The following is an 18,769-nucleotide window of genomic DNA, read 5'->3' on the forward strand; positions in this document are numbered from 1 at the left end:
ATAAAATTCCATAGTAAATTTCCTTTTATTGTTATTGACAAGTAATTATCTGCATAGAGTGAAATGATTCTTCTCTCTTTTATCAGGATAAAAAAGAAATTCTATTCCTGGGCAGCCAGCAGAATCTCCATGATTTTTTTACCGGCGGTGGTAACAGAAGTTCCCGGGCCAAAAATGGCAACTACACCGAGATCATAGAGATACTGGTAATCCTGCGACGGAATCACACCACCGGCAATGACCATGATGTCTTCGCGCCCCAGTTTTTTCAGTTCTTCGATAACCGAAGGTATCAATGTTTTATGACCTGCGGCGAGGGAGGAAACGCCCAGCACATGCACGTCATTTTCAACAGCCTGCTTAGCGGCCTCTTCGGGGGTCTGGAACAGTGGTCCCATATCCACATCGAAACCGAGGTCGGCATAACCGGTAGCTACCACTTTGGCGCCACGGTCGTGGCCGTCCTGTCCCATTTTGGCAATCATGATACGCGGTTGGCGCCCCTCTTTCTCTGAGAATTTTTCGACGAGGGCACGGGCCTCTTTGAACTCGTTATCATTTTTCGCTTCTGATGAATACACTCCTGAAATGGTTCTGATTACTGCTTTATACCGTCCGACAACTTTTTCACAGGCATAGGAAATTTCTCCTAATGTAGCACGTTTTTTCGCTGCATCGATGGCTAGTTCCAGCAAGTTTCCTTTTCCGGTTTCCGCACAACGGGTAATGGCTTCCAATGAAGCTTTTACATCAGCTTCATCCCTTTCGGCGCGCAGTTTCTCCAAACGGGCAATCTGAGATTTCCGTACAGCGGGATTATCAATTTCCAGGATATCAATTGGATCTTGCTTGTCGAGTTTGTAGCGGTTGACACCAACAATGGTTTGGGTACCCGAGTCGATACGACCTTGTGTGCGGGCGGCAGCCTCTTCGATGCGCATTTTGGGTACACCGGTTTCGATGGCTTTCGACATGCCACCAAGTTCTTCTACCTCTTCAATCAGTTTCCAGGCCTTCTCAGCCAATTCTTTGGTCAGCGATTCAACGTAATAGGAACCGGCCCATGGATCGAGCGAACGGCAGATTTCGGTTTCCTGCTGAATGTAGAGCTGTGTGTTGCGGGCAATACGGGCAGAGAAATCGGTTGGCAGGGCGATTGCTTCATCAAGGGCGTTGGTGTGCAGCGACTGGGTGTGTCCCAGTGCGGCAGCCATGGCTTCGATAGCAGTACGTCCCACATTGTTAAACGGATCCTGCTCGGTTAACGACCATCCGGATGTTTGCGAGTGCGTCCGCAGTGCCATCGATTTTGGGTTCTTCGGACCGAATTTCTTCACGATTTTGGCCCAGAGCATACGAGCTGCACGCATTTTGGCGATTTCCATGAAGTGGTTCATGCCGATGGCCCAGAAGAAGGAGAGTCGGGGCGCAAATGCATCCACATCCAAACCAGCTTTCATCCCGGTACGGATATAATCCAATCCGTCAGCCAGGGTGTATGCCATTTCGATGTCAGCGGTAGCGCCGGCTTCCTGCATGTGGTACCCCGAAATGGAAATGGAGTTGAACCTGGGCATTTTTTGCGAGGTGAACTCGAAAATATCGGCGATAATTTTCATCGAGAATTCCGGCGGATAGATGTAGGTGTTCCTTACCATGAATTCCTTCAGAATATCGTTCTGGATGGTTCCGGAAAGCTGCTCCAGTGTAGCACCCTGTTCCAGCCCGGTAACAATGTAGAAGGCCATAATCGGAAGTACGGCGCCATTCATGGTCATCGAAACAGACATTTTGTCGAGGGGAATTTCATCGAAAAGGATTTTCATATCCAGAATCGAGTCGATGGCTACTCCGGCTTTACCAACATCGCCAACTACACGCGGGTGATCGGAGTCGTAACCACGGTGTGTTGCCAGGTCGAATGCTACCGACAAACCTTTTTGGCCGGCTGCCAGGTTACGGCGATAGAACGCGTTCGATTCTTCTGCCGTAGAGAATCCGGCATACTGGCGGATGGTCCACGGGCGCATGGCGTACATGGCCGAGTAGGGGCCCCGTAAAAATGGCGGCAGACCAGCAGCGTAGTTTAGGTGGTCCATGCCTTCCAGGTCGGCTTTGGTGTAAACCGGTTTCACCGGAATCTGCTCCGGTGTTATCCAATCTTTTGAAATGTGGTTCTTTTCAGCCCACTCTTTTTCATTGCAAGGGCGATCGGCTTTCGAACCGTTTATATTGATCTCTTTAAAATTTGGTTTCATTGCTTGAGTGTTTATTCGTGATGAATCATAATTGCCTTCCGGGAAACCGGGAATCATCTTCATCCCTTATTTAATTCCCAGTTTTTTATTGTATTCCTTTAGTGCCTCCAGCAAGTTGGTTTTCACGTGAACAAAATTTTCGATGCCTTTCGCTTTCAACTCATCGGCGCATGCCGGCGCTCCTGCAATCACCAAAATCGCGTCATTTTCAATCAACTTGTGTGCCTGAGGTCCGAATTCGGTGTATTCATCATCCGACGAGCAGAGCACAATGATATCGGCATTGGCTTTTTTAGCAGCTTTTACACCGGCTTCAACACTGGCAAAGCCGTTGTTGTCGACTACTTCGTAACCAGCAATGGCGAAGAAATTGGAAGAGAACTGAGCACGGGCTTTGCGCATCGCCAGGTTACCGATGGTGAGCATAAATGCCTTCGTCCGTTTATTCGCTTTCGCAAAGGTATCGGTTGCATAACGTAGTTTTTCGAATTCTTCAGCGCCGCGGAACAGACAGATTGGTTCTGTTTCGGCATTGTCAACCTTCTGTAATACAGGCTCGAAGAAGTGTTTTTCAAACTCGATTTTCGCTTGCTCGCTAAAATTGGGGAATTGGTTAACACCCAGGAGGCTTTCTTTACGAATAGCAATCGCTTTGCGTCGTTTATCGGCCATTTCGTTCACCTTTGCCTGAACAAATCCGGCGCGGAAGGCTGCCAGGAACCCACCTTTTTCCTGAACTTCCAGGAAGAGCTTCCAGGCTTCTTCAGCAATGGAGTCGGTGAGCAACTCGATATAATAAGAACCGGCGCCCGGATCAACAATTTTATCAAGGTGTGATTCTTCTTTTAAGAGAATTTGCTGGTTGCGGGCAATCCGTTCGGAGAACTCGCTGGTTTCCTCGAAGAACGAGTTAAACGGAAGAACGGTCATCGAATCTGTTCCGCCCAATGCAGCCGACATCGCCTCGGTCTGGGTCCGTAACATGTTCACATATGCATCGTAAACCGTCTTGTTCCAGATAGAAGTTTCGGAGTGTATCTTCATTTTTCCTGCACAACGGCAAATGCTATCGTTGCATTCTTCCCCGCACTCGCAGGTTTCGTCGCAATGGCATTCGGGCTGGTAAGCCGAGACAATGTGAGCCCAAAGCAGACGGCCGGCACGCAGTTTCGCCAGCTCAATGAAATAATTGCCCCCAATTCCAAGGTTGAAGCGGATTTTTGGGGCGGCTATTCCGGCGTTCATTCCCAGATCAGTCAGTTGGCTCAGGTATTCAGCGCCCATGGCCAGCGAAAAGGCTAACTCCTGAACGCTGGAAGAACCTGCGTTATTGTAGTTTTTTCCGTCGATGGAAATGACTTGCAAATTCGGCATTTCTGCAGCTGCTTCCACTGCGTTCTTCACGGTAGTGAATGTGTCAGTGTCCGAAGCCGGCATTTTACCTTTCAGCGCCAGCTCGCTGAGTGGATCATAGTTGATGGAAGCGTTTACTTTCTTCAGGTCATAGCCTCGTTTTTGGGTATGCCCGATGAATGCTTCAGCTAATTGAGCGACATTGCCGGAAACAACAAAGTTGATTTCGGCTGCTTCCAGGCAAATATCTTTCAGTAAAACATCCAAGTCAGAATCAGAGATGGCTTTACCCCCGGCAATCACAAATCCGAGCGAAGTCACTCCTTTGTTCAGGATTGTCAAAGCTTTGGCATTGGCTGCAGCCAGGCCGGTTACCTGGATATCCTGCCGAATGGACCAGTCGTTATTTTGTTTCTTGTTTCCGCGCACGTATGGGTAGCTGCCGGGGAGCACGTCGAGGTAATTTTTCCCCTCAAGGTTTTCCTGACGGTAAAACGGTTGTACGTTAAACCCTTCGTTGGTGCGCCAAACGAGGGTCCGTTCATAATCCTTCCCCTTCAGGTCGGTTTTGATTTTCTCAACCCATTCATCGGTTGATACAGGTGGAAAATCTTGAAACAGGTTAATATCCTTCTCTGCCATAACAATGTAACTGTTTAGAAAAATCGAGGCCAAAGTTACAGGTTTTATACTAGTTGTTTCTAAAAAAACTACGCTTTTTTATTGAATTTGATAATAATCATGGGCTCGGATGGGGTAGAGTGACGCTTTATGTAAAAAGATATTTCTGTTTGAAAAAAATAGCTCGTCAGAAAAGGAAGATAGAGTATAATTATAAGAATGATAATATGTGAATGTTGTAATATGTTATCACCAAATTACTCTATCAACTGAAATTTCATCTGTTTTCGTGAAAAAAACTTACCGGGAGGTTGTCCTTCAAATAGAGACGTGCTTCGTGTTCGATGTTGTTTTCTTCGAGGTACTTAAGGCCGGCACGCGATTGGGCGCAGCGTGGAATGCGATAAATGGCCATCATCGTTCAGTGAATTAAAATATTGTTATCATTCATCATTCATGAACCGTAGCCGGGCATTCAGTTTAAGAAAAAAAAGTATCTTTCGGGCCGTGTATTCACGGCAGACACCAGCAAATAATGAGGACGCATGAACGCGGATGTTATCATATTTGATTTTGACGGAACACTGGCCGATTCGGCGCCGGTGATGGTTGACTGTGCCAATGAACTGGCGGAGAAGTATCGTTACCCGAAGACCGGTGATTGGCACAAAAACCGGAATAAAAGTGCCAAAGAGCTTTTGCGTGAATCAGGAATTTCGTGGTATCGGTTGCCCTTTTTCATGCGCGACATGAAACGAATGTTCAGGAGCAGGATGGCATCAGTACAGCCTTTTGACGGCATTAAAGAGATGTTGGATGCTTTGGACCGGGATAAGCGATTGCTGGTGCTTACCAGTAATAAGTTTGAGGTAGTGCAGGCATTTTTGAAACGAAACCGGCTGGAATATTTCGACCGAATGGAGTGTAATATTCCCCTTTTCGGGAAGGGTAAAGCATTGCAGCGTCTGTTAAAAAGTGAATCGCTATCGGCTGATGATGTGGTTTACGTGGGCGATGAAGTCCGCGACGTTGAGGCTTGTCACCAGGTGGCGGTGCCGGTGGTCGCGGTTACCTGGGGGATGAATACCCGGCAGCGTTTGATGGAGCTAAATCCCGGCTGGTTAGCCGATTCGCCGAACGAGTTGGTTGGGATTCTTCAAAATAACAAAAGCCCGAATCATTCGGATTGAATGTCTTCGGGCTCTTATCATATCATTTAATGTTATCAGGCCTCTTCCGATGAAAATTCCATTAGGAAAGCTTTGATAAAGCCATCCAAATCGCCGTCCATCACTCCCTGAACGTTGGAGGTTTCGTGATTGGTACGCGTATCCTTCACCATTTTATAAGGTTGCATCACGTACGACCGGATTTGCGAACCCCATTCAATTTTCTTCTTGGATGCTTCCAGCTTCATCTCTGCCTCGCGGCGTTTCCGTATCTCAATTTCATACAACTGAGATTTCAGTAAGCGCATGGCATTTTCCTTATTCTGCAATTGTGAACGCGACTCGGTGTTATCGATAACTATGCCACTCGGTCCGTGCCGTAATCGAACCCCGGTCTCTACCTTGTTAACGTTCTGTCCGCCAGCTCCGCCTGAGCGGAATGTTTCCCAGGTTATATCCGACGGATTGATGTCAATCTCAATCGTGTCGTCAACCAGGGGAGCAACAAATACCGAAGTAAACGAAGTTTGTCTTTTACCCTGTGCATTGAACGGTGAAATACGAACCAACCGGTGAACCCCGTTTTCACTTTTCAGGTAACCGTAAGCATAATCGCCTTCAATTTCCAGGGTGACGTTTTTTACACCGGCATCCTCGCCGGGCACAAGGCTCGATTCACGGACTTTGTAGTTATGCTGTTCCGCCCATCGAATATACATGCGCATCAGCATTTCAGCCCAGTCGTTGGCCTCTGTACCACCGGCGCCTGCATTTATTTTCATCACGGCGCCCAGCTTATCCTCTTCACGCCGCAGCATGTTTTTGGTTTCGAGGTTTTCGACAGCCTCCAATGCATTGGAATACTGTTCTTCAACCTCTTCGTCCGTGGCTTCACCAGCTTCCTGGAACTCGAAAAGTACCAGAAGGTCTTCAATTAGCTGGTTAACTTCCCGGAAAGCATCGGTCCATTGTTTCAAGCCACGAATGACCCTCATCTGTTGTTCAGCCTCTTTGGGATTGTCCCAAAAACCAGGGTCCTGAGTCTTTAATTCTTCTTCTTCAATTTGGGTCAATTTCTGATCGACGTCAAAGATACCTCCTCAGCGCATCCCGGCGCTCAGCAAGATCTCTGATCTGCTCCTTTTGTATCATGGTATTTCAGTTTTTATTCTGTCGTGCAAAGGTAAGAAAATTAATAGTTTGGCGGAAGCCCGGAATATAAGCCCTTCATTCCTGTGCCAGCACATCGTCAACAGCGTTGAAAATTAGTTCGGGTTCGAAACCTCTTCCCTGGGCATAGCGGACCAGCCTGGCTTTTTTCTCGTATGTCGATTTGGCTTTTATCTTTCCGGCTTTCGCCTGAATAAGTTCCGCCAGGAGGCGCCGGTATTCATTTTCATCAAGAGCTGTTACCGATTCCTCTATAATTGATGAATTCACCCCTTTCTGCTGCAAGGCATAACGTATTTTGATTCTCCCCCAGCCATTGAACCGGAACTTATCGCGGGCAAAAAAGCCGGCAAACCGTTCGTCATCCAAAAACTTTTCCTTTTGGAGCCAGGCGATGGCTTTTTCCGTTTCTTCGGGAGAAACACCCCAATCGAGCAACTTCTTCCGGATATCGCCGCTGCATTTTTCTGATTTACTGCAGAGAGCGGCTGCTTTGCTTATTGCTTCCCTATAATTCAGGATTGGGTTCATAAATTACTTTTTTCAGGAATTTAAAGGTAATGAAAATAGCTATGAGGCCTTGGGAAGAAGAATAAAATGAACGGTTAAAAGATAACTTGTTCTGTTTTGGATTTCTGCCTACATTTAGTCGTATGAATCAAGAAAAACGGACACCGGATATAGGCGGGATTGTACTTTCCGGCGGCAAAAGTACCCGTATGGGGACCGACAAAGGATTTGTTCCTTTTCAGGGGAAACCGCTGGTCCAATATTCGCTGTCGTTGCTGAAATATTTTTGTCCGGATATCATCATAAGCGCCAATCACGATGCCTATCGGGAACTTGGTTACCCGGTGGTAGAAGATGAATACATATATTGTGGCCCGGCCGGGGGATTGCATACGGCCCTGAAAGCTTCGACGCATGAGTGGAATCTGGTGTTAAGTTGCGATGTTCCGTTTGTTACCCGCGAGGTACTTTCCCGACTGATTGAGGCACGCGCCGGTAAAGGAACGGTACCTTATCACGACGGTGGCCTTGAACCCCTGGTGGCCATATATCATCATTCCATGCACCTGGTTTTTGAGCAAAATCTGCTACTGAACCAGTATCGTCTTCAGGAAATCATTAAATCTGCCGATATCCACTTGCTATCTTTTCAGGATATATTGGACAAGAATCCCCGCTTGTTTGATAATCTGAATGCTCCGGATGACCTGTAGATAGAAGGATAGTTGTATTTTATATTTATTCTATCTTAATAAGCATAACATCCTTGCCAGCTTTACAAATGCATCATCTTTAGTGTCTGAATCTGTAGTCTTATTCTTTGTAATATGAAGGGTCATAAATGATTATGGTATTGTATTGCCCATCTTTCCTGGCTTTCCTGCAAAGTACCTAAGAATCAATCTGTAAATAAGTTATTTGGATTAAAACCAAATATAATTACACTCTCGTGTTAAAAAACACATGCCTGTAAAACAGGTAGTTATGTGGATTTCCAGCTTCGAGTGATTTTTTCATGTGTTGGCATGTTAATAATTGTATATTTTCGTATATAAATGTGTAAAAGTCTAACTTAATGGTAAAGAGCAGAAGGGATTTTATTAAAATCTCCGCGTTAAGTTCTGCTGGTTTGTTTGTCGGGAATCAGGTTGTTAAGGCTACAACATCGGTTGCCGGCTCCGAAAAGCAGGATAGCGATTATAAGCTGCCCTCTGATTTAAAACGTACTCCCACGTATTGCGAAGTTTGTTTTTGGAAATGTGCGGGATGGGTTCATAAGGATGAGGACGGTCAGATAAAGAAAATCACCGGTAACGATTTGGATCCGAACAGTAACGGACGATTCTGTCCGCGGGGTACAGGAGGCGTCGGCATGTATTACGATGAAGATCGGTTGAAGTATCCGCTTATCCGGACCGAAGATCGGGGTAAGCAAGCCTTTCGTCGGGCGTCATGGGATGAGGCCTTTAAGTACATCGCTGATAAGATGGGCAAGATCAAAGAGGAGCATGGCCCCGAAGCTACAGCCCTGTTTACTCATGGTTCGGGAGGTAAGTATTTCACCAACCTGATGAAGGGTTTTGGCTCGGCAAATGTTGCTGCGCCGTCCTACGCACAATGCCGCGGTCCGAGAGAAGTGGCTTTCGTTGCTACCTTCGGTCAGGGAATCAATTCTCCCGAGAATACCGACATCCGCGATACGCGTTGCATGGTGCTGATTGGCTCGCACATCGGTGAAAATATGCATAACGGTCATGTGCAGGAAATGTCCGATGCCATTGACAAGGGTGCAACCATTATTACAGTGGATCCTCGTTTTTCAACTGCAGCCAGCAAATCGAAATATTGGTTGCCCATTAAACCGGCGACTGACATTGCTTTGCTGTTGGCCTGGATTCATGTAATTATTAACGAAGAACTTTACGACAAGAAATATATTGGGCAGTATGCCTATGGTTTCGAACAGTTGAAGGCGCACGTTCAGAGCACGACTCCTGAGTGGGCCTATGGCATTACCACCATTAAACCGGATGTGATTCGCGAAACAGCAAGGGAAATGGCGAAGGCGGCTCCGGCAACTCTTGTCCATCCCGGAAGGCATGTAACCTGGTATGGTGACGATACACAACGTCTGCGTGCCGTGGCAATTCTGAATGCATTGCTGGGTTCATGGGGCCGTCGGGGTGGATTTTACATGCCTGATAAGGTAAATGTTCCGCATGCCAAACTTCCATCGTTCCCCAAGCCCGAATTTACCTGGCGTGACGCCATGGACGGAAAATATCAGTTGGCTGACCTGGCTTTAGCCAACGGGATGTGTGATGCGACTATCCCAACTTCGGCTATGAATCGCTCCATTAAAGGTTGGATTGTCAACGGGACGAATCTGATTGAGACGTTGCCTGATCGTAGAAAAACACTGGCAGCCATTCAAAATCTGGATCTGATGGTCGTGGTCGACACCATGCCGATGGAGATTACCGGCTGGGCAGATGTGGTACTGCCGGAATGTACCTATCTCGAGCGGTACGATTCCATTCGTGATTCGCAGCATCGTGAACCGACGATTGCCTTGCGTATGCCGGCCGCTCAACCGAAATACGAAAGCCGAAGTGCCTGGTGGATGGCTAAAAATCTGAGCCGCTACATGGGACTGGAACAGTACTTCCCCTTCGATACGCTGGAAGAAGAGTTGGACCATGAGTTGAAACAGATGGGTACTTCCCTGGCCGAAATGCAGCAGGTGGGTGTGAAAAAATGGAAGCGTGCTTACGATGACATTTATTTCAAGGATGGCGAAGCAGTAGAATTCTTTACCAATACCGGAAAAATTGAGCTCTATTCAACTGCTTTCGCTGAAGCCGGTTTCGATCCGCTTCCGACCTATACAGCGCATCCCGGGCCGCCGCAGGGCTATTACCGCCTGATTTACGGACGGGCACCGATGCATACTTTCACGCGCACAGCGAATAATCCGAACCTGACTGACCTGATGTCCGAGAATTCGGTTTGGGTAAACCCGAATGTCGCCCGCGAATGGGGACTGAGGAATGGTCAGGAAGTGTATTTGCAAAATCAGGACAACGTAATTTCCAGTTTCCCGGTTAAAGTCCGGGTAACCGAACGCATCCGCTGGGATTCGGTTTACATGGTCCACGGTTTTGGACATGCCAACAAGAAGTTGTCCAGGGCTAACGGACGCGGCGCCAGCGATGCTGAGTTGATTACCAATGTGATGGTCGACCCGATTATGGGTGGAACCGGAATGCGTGGAAACTTTGTAACCTTTAGATTTACGAAAGGAGAGGAGGCCTGATTATGAGATATGCAATGGCTGTTGACAGCAAAAAATGCGTGGGGTGTAGCGACTGCGTAGTTGCTTGTCAGACTGAAAATAATGTACCCATCGGCTATGCCCGTGACTGGGTGCGCGAAATCAACCACGGTATTTACCCTGACTTACACACCGAATTGCGTTCGGAGCGCTGTAACCACTGTAATAATGCGCCATGTGTACGAAGTTGTCCGACCGGGGCAAGTCATTACGCCGAAGGCGGTATTGTGAAGGTCGCTAAAGAGAAATGTATCGGGTGTAGTGCCTGCATCATTTCGTGCCCTTACGATGCCCGGTATATTCACCCGAAAGGGTATGTCGACAAATGTACCTTCTGCGATCACCGGGTGAAAGATGGCGAAGATCCGGCGTGTGTGGCGGTCTGTCCGACCAGGTGTCTCTATTTCGGTGATCTGGATGATCCGAATTCCGAAATGTCAACACTTCTTCGCGTACGAAAATACAAAACATTGATTCCGGAAGCGGGAACCGATCCGCAATTGTACATCTTAGTCTAAACCTAAAAAATCATATAACAATGAACGAAGATCTCATTGTCAGTGGACGGATGAATCCGCTAATCGACCCGCATCTTGGTGTTTGGGAGTGGCAAATCCCCAGTTATCTTTTCCTGGGTGGTTTGGCTGCCGGAATCCTGTTCTTTGCCGGGCTGTTCACGGTCTGGAATAAAGAGGGGCAATATCCGACTGCTGTCAGAAAAGCGCCTGTTCTGGCGCCCTTCATTCTGGTATTAGGACTGCTGTTTCTCTTCCTCGACCTGAAACACAAACTCTATTTCTGGAGATTGTATACAACCCTCAAACTGGAATCACCCATGAGCTGGGGAGCCTGGACGTTGATGGCCATCACTCCGCTGTCCATTATCTGGGCCGGGCTGCATATCCGGGAATTCTTTCCCAATTGGGACTGGAAATTTCAATGGGTGAAGGATGGGGTTAGCTGGCTGAATAAATACAAAAAGGGGATGGCCTGGGCGATGATGGCCCTCGCTTTGATTCTGGGCGTTTATACCGGTATTCTGTTCTCCGCTTTCAATGCACGTCCCTTGTGGAATACTTCCATTCTTGGGCCGTTGTTCCTGATTTCCGGATTGTCGACCGGTGCGGCGTCTATTGTCCTGTTTTCCAAAGTGAAAACGGAAAGGCACATGTTTGCCCGGATTGACTTGGGCCTGATTGCCGTTGAACTGTTCTTGATCATCCACATGTTCATGGGCTTCAATGCCGGTACGCAAACGAAAATCAATGCTGCCGATCTCTTCATGGGAGGCGATTTCACCGCGGCATTCTGGGTGCTGGTAGTTGGTTTGGGACTTGTTATCCCTGCGGTACTGGAAATTTTGGAGATGCGAGATAAGAAAGTTCCGTACACGGCGGCCCCTGTCCTTGTATTGATTGGTGGCCTCATCCTTCGTTTTATTCTGGCGCATGCCGGACAGATGAGCCATTGGGTAATGAATTAATGAATCAGAGAATATCTTAAACCAAAAAATGATGAATCTGGATAAAAGTAAAAAGTATTGGAATCCTTACCTCGGAGGCGTAATGCTCGGTTTGGTCCTGCTGGCTGCCATCTATACAGCCGGACGTGGACTTGGAGCCAGCGGTGCCGTGAAGAGTGTGCTCGTAACCGGCATGGAAGCCGTTGCCCCTTCGCATGTTGAAAACACTCCTTTTTATAAGGACTATTTTGCTTCCCATTCGGGCAACCCAATGAAATCGTGGTTGGTATTTGAAATGCTGGGCCTCGTAGTGGGAGGTTTTCTCTCCGGAGCATTTGCCGGTAGGCTGAAGTTCAAAGTGGAACACAGTCCGAAAATTACCAGTCGCAAGCGTATCATCTTTGCTCTGTTGGGCGGAATATTCTTCGGTCTGGGCTCGCAGCTTGGCCGTGGATGTACCAGTGGGGCCGCGCTAAGTGGCATGGCGGTACTGAGCCTGGGCGGCTTCATTACCATGATATTTATTTTCGGGACAGCTTTCGCGCTGGCCTATTTTGCACGTAAACTCTGGATTTAAGAAAAAAGAAATTATGGGACCATTAACGGTATATGAAATCATATCAGCTAATACTAACTTAGTGTTAGCGTTTATCATTGGCATCGGTTTTGGCTTTGTGCTCGAAAGCAGTGGATTTTCTTCATCACGGAAACTGGCCGGCATGTTCTATGGCTACGACACTACTGTTTTGAAAGTATTCTTCACTGCAGCCATCACGGCCATGGTTGGCACACTCATCTTCGCTCTTCTCGGTTGGCTCGATTTGAGCGTCATCTATATCAATCCTACTTACCTGTGGTCAGCCATTTTGGGTGGCGCAGTAATGGGGGCCGGGTTCATCCTGGGCGGCTTTTGCCCCGGAACCGCCTTCTGCGCGTTGTCCATTGGTAAACTTGATGCACTGGCCTTTATTGGCGGACTATTCATTGGTGTATTTCTTTTTACGGAAGCTTATCCCGTTTTCGAAGGAATCTACAAGGCCGAATTCATGGGAGCACCGTTTGTATACGATGCGCTCGGCATGTCACGGGGCGTATTTGCAGCTATTATGATCATTGCTGCATTTGGAATGTTCTGGCTGGGAGAATGGTCGGAGCGTAAATTCCCGCGAGATGAATACTAATCTAAGGATCTGATAAAAAACTGAAAAACACATGAAAATGAACATGAGAATAAAACTGGCGATGGTGTTCATTCCCCTGGGATTGTTCATTGCTGCCGTTCCCGAATCAAAAACCAAGGCTGTGAAGTCCGGCCCTGATAAAATCCTGAGCGAGGTGCGAACCAATTCTCATCTCATCACGACCGATGCTGTGGCAGATATGCTGATTCAGAAAGATCCGGGCATGGTACTGATTGATGTACGTAGCAAAGGTGAGTTTGACGCGTACCACATTCCCGGTGCTGTCAATATCCCGATTGACAATATCCTGGCCGACGAGTGGGCTGGTTATTTCGATCAACTGGCAAAAATGAATGTGCTGTATTCCAATGGCAATAGCAAAGCCACCGAAGCATGGATGTTGCTGCGTCAGAAAGGATACAAGAGTAACTATGTGATGCAGGGCGGAATGAACTACTGGGCCGAGACCATCATGAATCCGGAGAAGCCGGCTTCAACCAGCCCGGATGATGAAATTGCCAGGTACAATTTCCGGAAAGCTGCCGGCGGTGTATTAGGTGGCGGAGCTATTGCCCCAGCCGATAACAAGGTGCCTGCACCGGCTCCGGCACCGGTTCCCAGGCGCCCAAAGAAGAAACGGGCTGCTGGTGGTTGTTAATTGAACAGTGAACACGTCCGGGTGACGTAAAACATATAATTGGTTTGATTTTGAACTCCGAGCCTGTTCTCCTAAAGCGAAAGCCATGGAGAACAGGACGCGGGTCAATCCGGAAACGGTTTGGCCTCCCGACGGAATCCGGGATTCCCGACTTGGAAAGGAGATAGCGCAAAGGACCCTGGGCGGTACTGTGCGATATTTGCCTGATTTTCCATGTGGGAGGTCAGGCAAATTTTTTTACAGAAGGTTGCTACGATGAAGGAGTTGATAACATTGAAAAATGCTTTGCTAATTGGCGGCTGCGGAAGGGATGTCGGTAAAACCTCAGCCGGTTGTACTTTGGTTAAAGAGCTTTCGCTGAAGACTCCCGTTTATGTTGTCAAAATTTCATCGCATTTTCATGTGCTGACAGATTCTCTGAACGTACTGGCCTCTGAGGACAAACTAATGATCGCTGAAGAAACCGGCGCCTTATCAGGAAAAGACAGTTCGCGTTACCTGGCCGCTGGTGCATCGAAGGTGTATTATGTACAGGCTCGTGAGGAAAGTCTTCCGGTTTTGGTGAAATGGTTAGCTGAAAAATTCAATGCCGATCAGCCGGTCATCATTGAATCAGGCGGCCTGGGAAGATACATCCGTCCCGGAGCTGCAGCGTTGATTTGTAACGGAAACAGCGACAAAAAAGTGGATTGGCCCTTCAACTATCAACGAATCACGGAAAATGAACCTTCTGAAGTCCGGATACCGTTTAAATGGAATGTAAACAGATGGCAGAAAAGATGATATCGATTGACGAAGCACTGCAAATCGTGCAGGATAATGCCGAAGTGCCGGGCATTGAAAGTGTAGGGATGCCGGAAGCGGCCGGGCGTGTTTTGGCCGAAGACGTATTTTCGGATGTGAATATGCCGCCGTTCAATAAATCGGCGATGGATGGCTTTGCCTGTCGCAAAGAAGACCTTCCGGGACCATTGAAAGTGCTGGGCGAAATCCCTGCCGGTAGTTTTCAGACTTTTACTATCGGTGAGGGAGAGTGTGTCAAAATCATGACCGGTGCGCCGGTTCCGGCGAGCGCTGACACCGTGATCATGAAGGAGTTTGTAGAGATTTTGGACAATAACCATATTCGTTACACCAAAAACGGCGGTTCCAGCAATATTTGTCTGTTGGGGGAAGATGTCCAAAAAGGTGACAAGGTATTGAGCGCCGGCATATTGGTCCGTCCGGAACACATCGCTGTTTTGGCTGGTGTCGGAAAAACAACGGTCAAAGTTTACCGCAGGCCGAAGGTGGCAGTCATGACAACCGGAAGCGAACTGGTCGAGCCCGGTGAGGTGCCGACGGCCGGACAAATCCGCAACAGCAATGGACCACAAATGGTGGCACAGCTTCAGTCTATGAATTTGCCGGTTCAGTATTTAGGCATTGTTGAGGATACACCGGAAGCAACAAAATTGGCTATTCAAAAAGCGTTGCAGGAAAATGATGTCATTCTTCTTTCCGGGGGGGTATCGGTCGGCGATTATGATTTCGTTCCGGAAGTTTTGAAGGCTCTCGGTTTCACCATTCTAACCACGGTTATGGCGGCCAAGCCTGGTAAGCATACGTTATTCGCCCGAAAGGGCAAACAATATGTGCTCGGTTTGCCCGGAAATCCGGTTTCTTCATATGTTCAACTGGAGGTGGTTGGAAAAGAATTGCTCTATCGGCTGATGGGAACTTCTTTCTCACCTTTCCGGATCAAAGGCCGCTTAGCTGTTGATTTTAGAAGAAAGAAAAGTAATCGATATGAGTTCCTGCCGGTGATTATTTCCCCATCCGGGGAAGTGGAATTGCTTCTGTATCATGGCTCGGCTCATATTCATGCGCTTACCGGCGCCAACGCTTTGATGGAAATCCCGGTAGGAGTGAATGAAATAGATAAAGGAGAAAGCGTTTATGTTCGACCGTTATAACCGCGAAATAACGTACCTGCGCATTTCGGTCACCGACCGGTGCAACCTGCGGTGCCGCTACTGCATGCCCGAAGATGGCGTGGAAATGATGTGCCATGAAGAGGTGCTTTCATTCGAGGAGATTGCCGAATTTGTTCGACTCGGTGCCGCACAGGGAATTACGAAAGTGCGCCTTACAGGCGGTGAGCCGTTGGTTCGAAAGGGAATTGTTGGCCTCGTACATATGCTGGCGCAAATTGATGGCATCGAAGAGGTGGCAATGACGACAAACGGCATTTTGCTTGAAAAATTTGCTCCTAAGCTGAAAGAAGCCGGGTTGAGCCGGGTGAATATCAGTCTTGATACGACCGATCCGGAAAAATACAGCTACATCACACGTGGCGGAGATATTGATGCGGTTTTTCGTGGTATCGATGCGGCTTTGGAATATGGATTGACACCGGTGAAACTGAACTGTGTTATTCGAAATTCAGAAGACGAAGAGGATGCACAATTGGTCACTGAATTTGCTAAAACGAAAGGGCTTAAAGGACAATACATCCACCAGATGGATCTGGAAACCGGAAGTTTTTCGCAAGTAAAAAACGGAGAAGGCGGCAACTGCAGATCATGCAACCGCATCCGGCTGATGGCCAACGGCTGTGTGAAGCCCTGCTTGTTCAATCCGAAAGGGTTCAATGTGCGGCAATACGGGTTTGACGAAGCTTTGCAGCTGGCAGTGGAGAATAAACCCAAAGCCGGAACTAAAAACCTAACAGGCGCATTTTACAAAATTGGAGGTTAGGGGTAAGGCTTAAGTATAGGATAGATGGAGGAGGAAGCAAGTAGCAGCTTAACTTAATCAGAAAAGAAGACATGAAAAACAGAAAATTATCACATACCGATGAGGAGGGACGCGCCCGAATGGTCGATGTCTCGGATAAGCCGGTTCAAAAAAGAAGAGCGGTTGCCTCAGGTAAGATTTTGCTGCAACCCGAAACCATACGGTTGGTGAAGGAAAACCAAATGAAAAAGGGCGATGTCATCACGGTAGCCGAAATTGCCGGTATCCAGGCGGCCAAACGGGCCCACGAGCTCATTCCGCTGTGTCACCCGTTGCAGCTCAGTAAAGTGAAAGTGGCCTGTACGCTCATGGATGAAGGAATCGAGGCTATCGGTGAAGTGGTTTGCAGCGGACAAACGGGTGTGGAAATGGAAGCATTAACAGCCGTCCAGGTAGCTTTACTAACGGTTTACGACATGTGCAAAGCAGTCGATAAACAAATGATTATGCAGGGTATCCGGTTGAACGAAAAGACCAAAGTGTAAAGAGATGGAACAGATTGTCGTAAAATCAGTCAATATTTCCGGGAAGAAGGGAACCATAAAACTTCCGGTCGACCGGATAAAGCTGGATTTTCATGGCGTACAGGGCGATGCGCATGCCGGCAGCTGGCACCGGCAGGTTAGTTTACTGGGAACGGAGAGCATCGATAAGTTTTCGGAAGATGCCGGAAGGACGATTACTTTTGGCGAATTTGCGGAAAATATTACCACCGAAGGAGCCTTGCTGTACGAGATGCGTCCATTCGATCGGTTGGTTGGAGAGCACGTGGAGTTGGAAGTAACGCAGATCGGGAAAAAGTGCCACGGCGATAACTGCTCCATCTTCCGCGAAGTGGGCAATTGCGTGATGCCTAAGGAAGGTATTTTCGCCCGTGTGTTGAAAGGCGGGCACGTACAGGACGGTGATGTACTGACTTATCATCCGCGCATTTTTCGTGCACTGATTATAACACTTAGTGACAGAGCCTCTAAAGGAGAGTATGAAGACAAGAGTGGTCCGTTGCTGGCAAAATTGCTGACTGATTTCTTTACAAATGAAAACCGGAAGCTGGAGGTGGAAGCCATCGTCATTCCCGATGAAGGACCGGTTTTGCAATATCGTTTACAGGAGGCGCGGGAAACAGGTGTCGATTTGGTTTTTACAACCGGCGGCACCGGAATAGGTCCGCGCGATATTACGCCGGATGTTGTTTCGCAAATGCTGGACAAGGAGTTGCCCGGCATTATGGAAATGATACGGTTGAAATATGGTGCTGAAAAGCCCAACGCATTGCTGAGTAGGGGAGTTGCCGGGATGATGGGCAAAACGCTGGTTTTTACCTTGCCGGGAAGCCCGAAAGCAGTGTATGAATATTGCACGGAGATCTTCCGGATCCTCAACCATGCCTTTCTGATGTTGGGCGGAATTGATGGGCATTGATTACCGGGTGGCACAAACCATCCGGTCTTTCCCGTTGATATCTTTTCTTAGCGTCACTTTCGGGAATCCTTTTTCTTTCATAAGCGAGACGGTTTCACTTCCCAAGGCTTCATTTATCTCAAAATAGAGCTTCCCTTCCGGGGAAAGACGTTGTTGCGCAAATTCGGCAATTCGCCGGTAAAAAATCAATGGGCCGTCGTTGGAAACAAAAAGCGCCAGATGAGGCTCCTGGCTAACAACGTGATCCAATATCAATGATTTTTCCTCTTCTTTTACATAGGGCGGATTGCTGACAATGATGTCAAAAGTTTTGTCAACCGGTACGGCTTCCCATTGAAGAATATCGACCTGTCGTGTGCAAATGCCGACGGCGTTGTTTTTTGCATTCTGATTCGCAATGCTGATTGCTTCCGCTGAAATATCGTAAGCTGAAACTTTTGCATCCGGAATGTTCTTGGCTAAGGAAACAGAAATACAGCCGCTTCCGGTTCCAATGTCCAGAATTTCCGGTGCCGGAGGTTTATCGTCTTTGATAATCCAGTCCACCAGTTCTTCCGTTTCCTGTCGTGGAATCAGTACATGAGAGTTGACAAAAAAAGTCAGACCGTAGAAATCAGCTTTTTCTAAAATGTATTGGATGGGCTCCCCGTCAACAAGGCGGTTCAGAATTTCTTCAATTTCCGTTATCTTAGCATCCGGAATGGTTTCATCCTTTTTCAGGTGAACCTGAAGGCGACTATATCCGAGAACGTGCTCGAAAATCAGAAAGGAAATGCTTTCACTTTCGGACGGTCCGTAGCGGGATGAAAGTTTTTCGCGGATATGATCGAATAGTCGTTTCATCGTGCAAAGA

At 47.8% G+C, this 18,769-nt stretch carries 19 protein-coding genes and 1 riboswitch; of the genes, 13 read left to right on the top strand and 6 right to left on the bottom strand.

Features of this window, described 5'->3' with window-relative positions:
* Positions 1–101: 101 nt before the first annotated feature.
* The 3 genes from scpA to GJU82_RS14890 form a co-directional block, all read right to left on the bottom strand.
* Positions 102–2,258, bottom strand: coding sequence for a methylmalonyl-CoA mutase (scpA, locus tag GJU82_RS14880; RefSeq protein WP_153632871.1), 2,157 nt, complete (start codon positions 2,256–2,258; stop codon positions 102–104).
* Between the two features lie 66 nt (positions 2,259–2,324).
* On the bottom strand, positions 2,325–4,253 hold the full coding sequence (locus GJU82_RS14885; RefSeq protein ID WP_153632872.1) for a methylmalonyl-CoA mutase family protein: 1,929 nt from the start codon (positions 4,251–4,253) through the stop codon (positions 2,325–2,327).
* A 256-nt stretch (positions 4,254–4,509) separates the two neighbouring features.
* Positions 4,510–4,650: an arsenate reductase family protein gene (locus GJU82_RS14890; protein WP_153632873.1), complete on the bottom strand. Its 141-nt coding sequence runs from the start codon at positions 4,648–4,650 to the stop codon at positions 4,510–4,512.
* 127 nt (positions 4,651–4,777) lie between these two features.
* On the opposite strand from GJU82_RS14890, the gene GJU82_RS14895 reads away from it, so the two are divergent.
* Complete coding sequence (locus tag GJU82_RS14895) at positions 4,778–5,422, top strand: HAD hydrolase-like protein (RefSeq protein WP_153632874.1); 645 nt, start codon at positions 4,778–4,780, stop codon at positions 5,420–5,422.
* A gap of 35 nt (positions 5,423–5,457) precedes the next feature.
* Here the strand turns inward: GJU82_RS14895 and prfB are convergent.
* Together prfB and GJU82_RS14905 are read right to left on the bottom strand one after the other, a co-directional pair.
* Positions 5,458–6,553 (bottom strand): peptide chain release factor 2 gene (gene prfB, locus GJU82_RS14900; protein WP_153632875.1). Its coding sequence is split into 2 segments (ribosomal slippage): positions 5,458–6,489 and positions 6,491–6,553, totalling 1,095 coding nucleotides; the frame shifts between segments, so codons are not numbered across the junction.
* Positions 6,554–6,628: 75 nt separating this feature from the next.
* Positions 6,629–7,102: a regulatory protein RecX gene (locus tag GJU82_RS14905; RefSeq protein ID WP_153632876.1), complete on the bottom strand. Its 474-nt coding sequence runs from the start codon at positions 7,100–7,102 to the stop codon at positions 6,629–6,631.
* Positions 7,103–7,224: 122 nt separating this feature from the next.
* Here GJU82_RS14905 and GJU82_RS14910 point away from each other — a divergent pair, with 122 nt between their 5' ends.
* The 12 genes from GJU82_RS14910 (at position 7,225) to GJU82_RS14965 (ending at position 17,916) form a co-directional block, all read left to right on the top strand.
* Positions 7,225–7,794, top strand: a complete 570-nt coding sequence (locus tag GJU82_RS14910) for a molybdenum cofactor guanylyltransferase (protein WP_153632877.1) — start codon at positions 7,225–7,227, stop codon at positions 7,792–7,794.
* A 362-nt stretch (positions 7,795–8,156) separates the two neighbouring features.
* Positions 8,157–10,397 (top strand): molybdopterin-dependent oxidoreductase, encoded by a 2,241-nt coding sequence (locus tag GJU82_RS14915; RefSeq protein WP_153632878.1) that lies wholly within the window; start codon positions 8,157–8,159, stop codon positions 10,395–10,397.
* 2 nt (positions 10,398–10,399) lie between these two features.
* Entirely contained in the window at positions 10,400–10,933 is a 534-nt protein-coding gene (locus tag GJU82_RS14920; protein ID WP_194831072.1) for a 4Fe-4S dicluster domain-containing protein, read from the top strand.
* Positions 10,934–10,953: 20 nt separating this feature from the next.
* Complete coding sequence (nrfD, locus tag GJU82_RS14925; protein WP_153632880.1) at positions 10,954–11,898, top strand: NrfD/PsrC family molybdoenzyme membrane anchor subunit; 945 nt, start codon at positions 10,954–10,956, stop codon at positions 11,896–11,898.
* A 28-nt stretch (positions 11,899–11,926) separates the two neighbouring features.
* On the top strand, positions 11,927–12,454 hold the full coding sequence (locus tag GJU82_RS14930) for a YeeE/YedE thiosulfate transporter family protein (RefSeq protein ID WP_228488717.1): 528 nt from the start codon (positions 11,927–11,929) through the stop codon (positions 12,452–12,454).
* Positions 12,455–12,467: 13 nt separating this feature from the next.
* Positions 12,468–13,058 carry a YeeE/YedE thiosulfate transporter family protein gene (locus tag GJU82_RS14935; protein WP_153632881.1) on the top strand — a complete coding sequence of 197 codons (591 nt, stop codon included), beginning with the start codon at positions 12,468–12,470 and terminating at the stop codon, positions 13,056–13,058.
* Positions 13,059–13,095: 37 nt separating this feature from the next.
* The gene (locus GJU82_RS14940) at positions 13,096–13,716 is read left to right on the top strand and encodes a rhodanese-like domain-containing protein (protein WP_194831073.1); all 621 of its coding nucleotides are present in this window, start codon (positions 13,096–13,098) and stop codon (positions 13,714–13,716) included.
* Between the two features lie 43 nt (positions 13,717–13,759).
* Positions 13,760–13,895: riboswitch (molybdenum cofactor riboswitch) on the top strand.
* A 76-nt stretch (positions 13,896–13,971) separates the two neighbouring features.
* Positions 13,972–14,499 carry a hypothetical protein gene (locus GJU82_RS14945; RefSeq protein ID WP_153632883.1) on the top strand — a complete coding sequence of 176 codons (528 nt, stop codon included), beginning with the start codon at positions 13,972–13,974 and terminating at the stop codon, positions 14,497–14,499.
* On the top strand, positions 14,484–15,671 hold the full coding sequence (glp, locus tag GJU82_RS14950) for a gephyrin-like molybdotransferase Glp (protein ID WP_194831074.1): 1,188 nt from the start codon (positions 14,484–14,486) through the stop codon (positions 15,669–15,671). Before GJU82_RS14945 ends, glp begins: the two co-directional genes overlap by 16 nt.
* Positions 15,655–16,455 carry a GTP 3',8-cyclase MoaA gene (locus GJU82_RS14955; protein WP_153632885.1) on the top strand — a complete coding sequence of 267 codons (801 nt, stop codon included), beginning with the start codon at positions 15,655–15,657 and terminating at the stop codon, positions 16,453–16,455. The genes glp and GJU82_RS14955 overlap by 17 nt, the downstream gene beginning before the upstream one ends.
* Positions 16,456–16,526: 71 nt before the next feature.
* Positions 16,527–16,979, top strand: coding sequence for a cyclic pyranopterin monophosphate synthase MoaC (gene moaC / locus GJU82_RS14960; RefSeq protein WP_153632886.1), 453 nt, complete (start codon positions 16,527–16,529; stop codon positions 16,977–16,979).
* Positions 16,980–16,983: 4 nt separating this feature from the next.
* Positions 16,984–17,916 carry an MOSC domain-containing protein gene (locus GJU82_RS14965; RefSeq protein ID WP_153632887.1) on the top strand — a complete coding sequence of 311 codons (933 nt, stop codon included), beginning with the start codon at positions 16,984–16,986 and terminating at the stop codon, positions 17,914–17,916.
* On the opposite strand, the gene prmC is transcribed toward GJU82_RS14965, so the two are convergent.
* On the bottom strand, positions 17,917–18,759 hold the full coding sequence (prmC, locus tag GJU82_RS14970; RefSeq protein ID WP_153632888.1) for a peptide chain release factor N(5)-glutamine methyltransferase: 843 nt from the start codon (positions 18,757–18,759) through the stop codon (positions 17,917–17,919).
* Positions 18,760–18,769 lie beyond the last annotated feature (10 nt).

The organism is Prolixibacter sp. SD074, assembly GCF_009617895.1.
GTDB lineage: Bacteria > Bacteroidota > Bacteroidia > Bacteroidales > Prolixibacteraceae > Prolixibacter.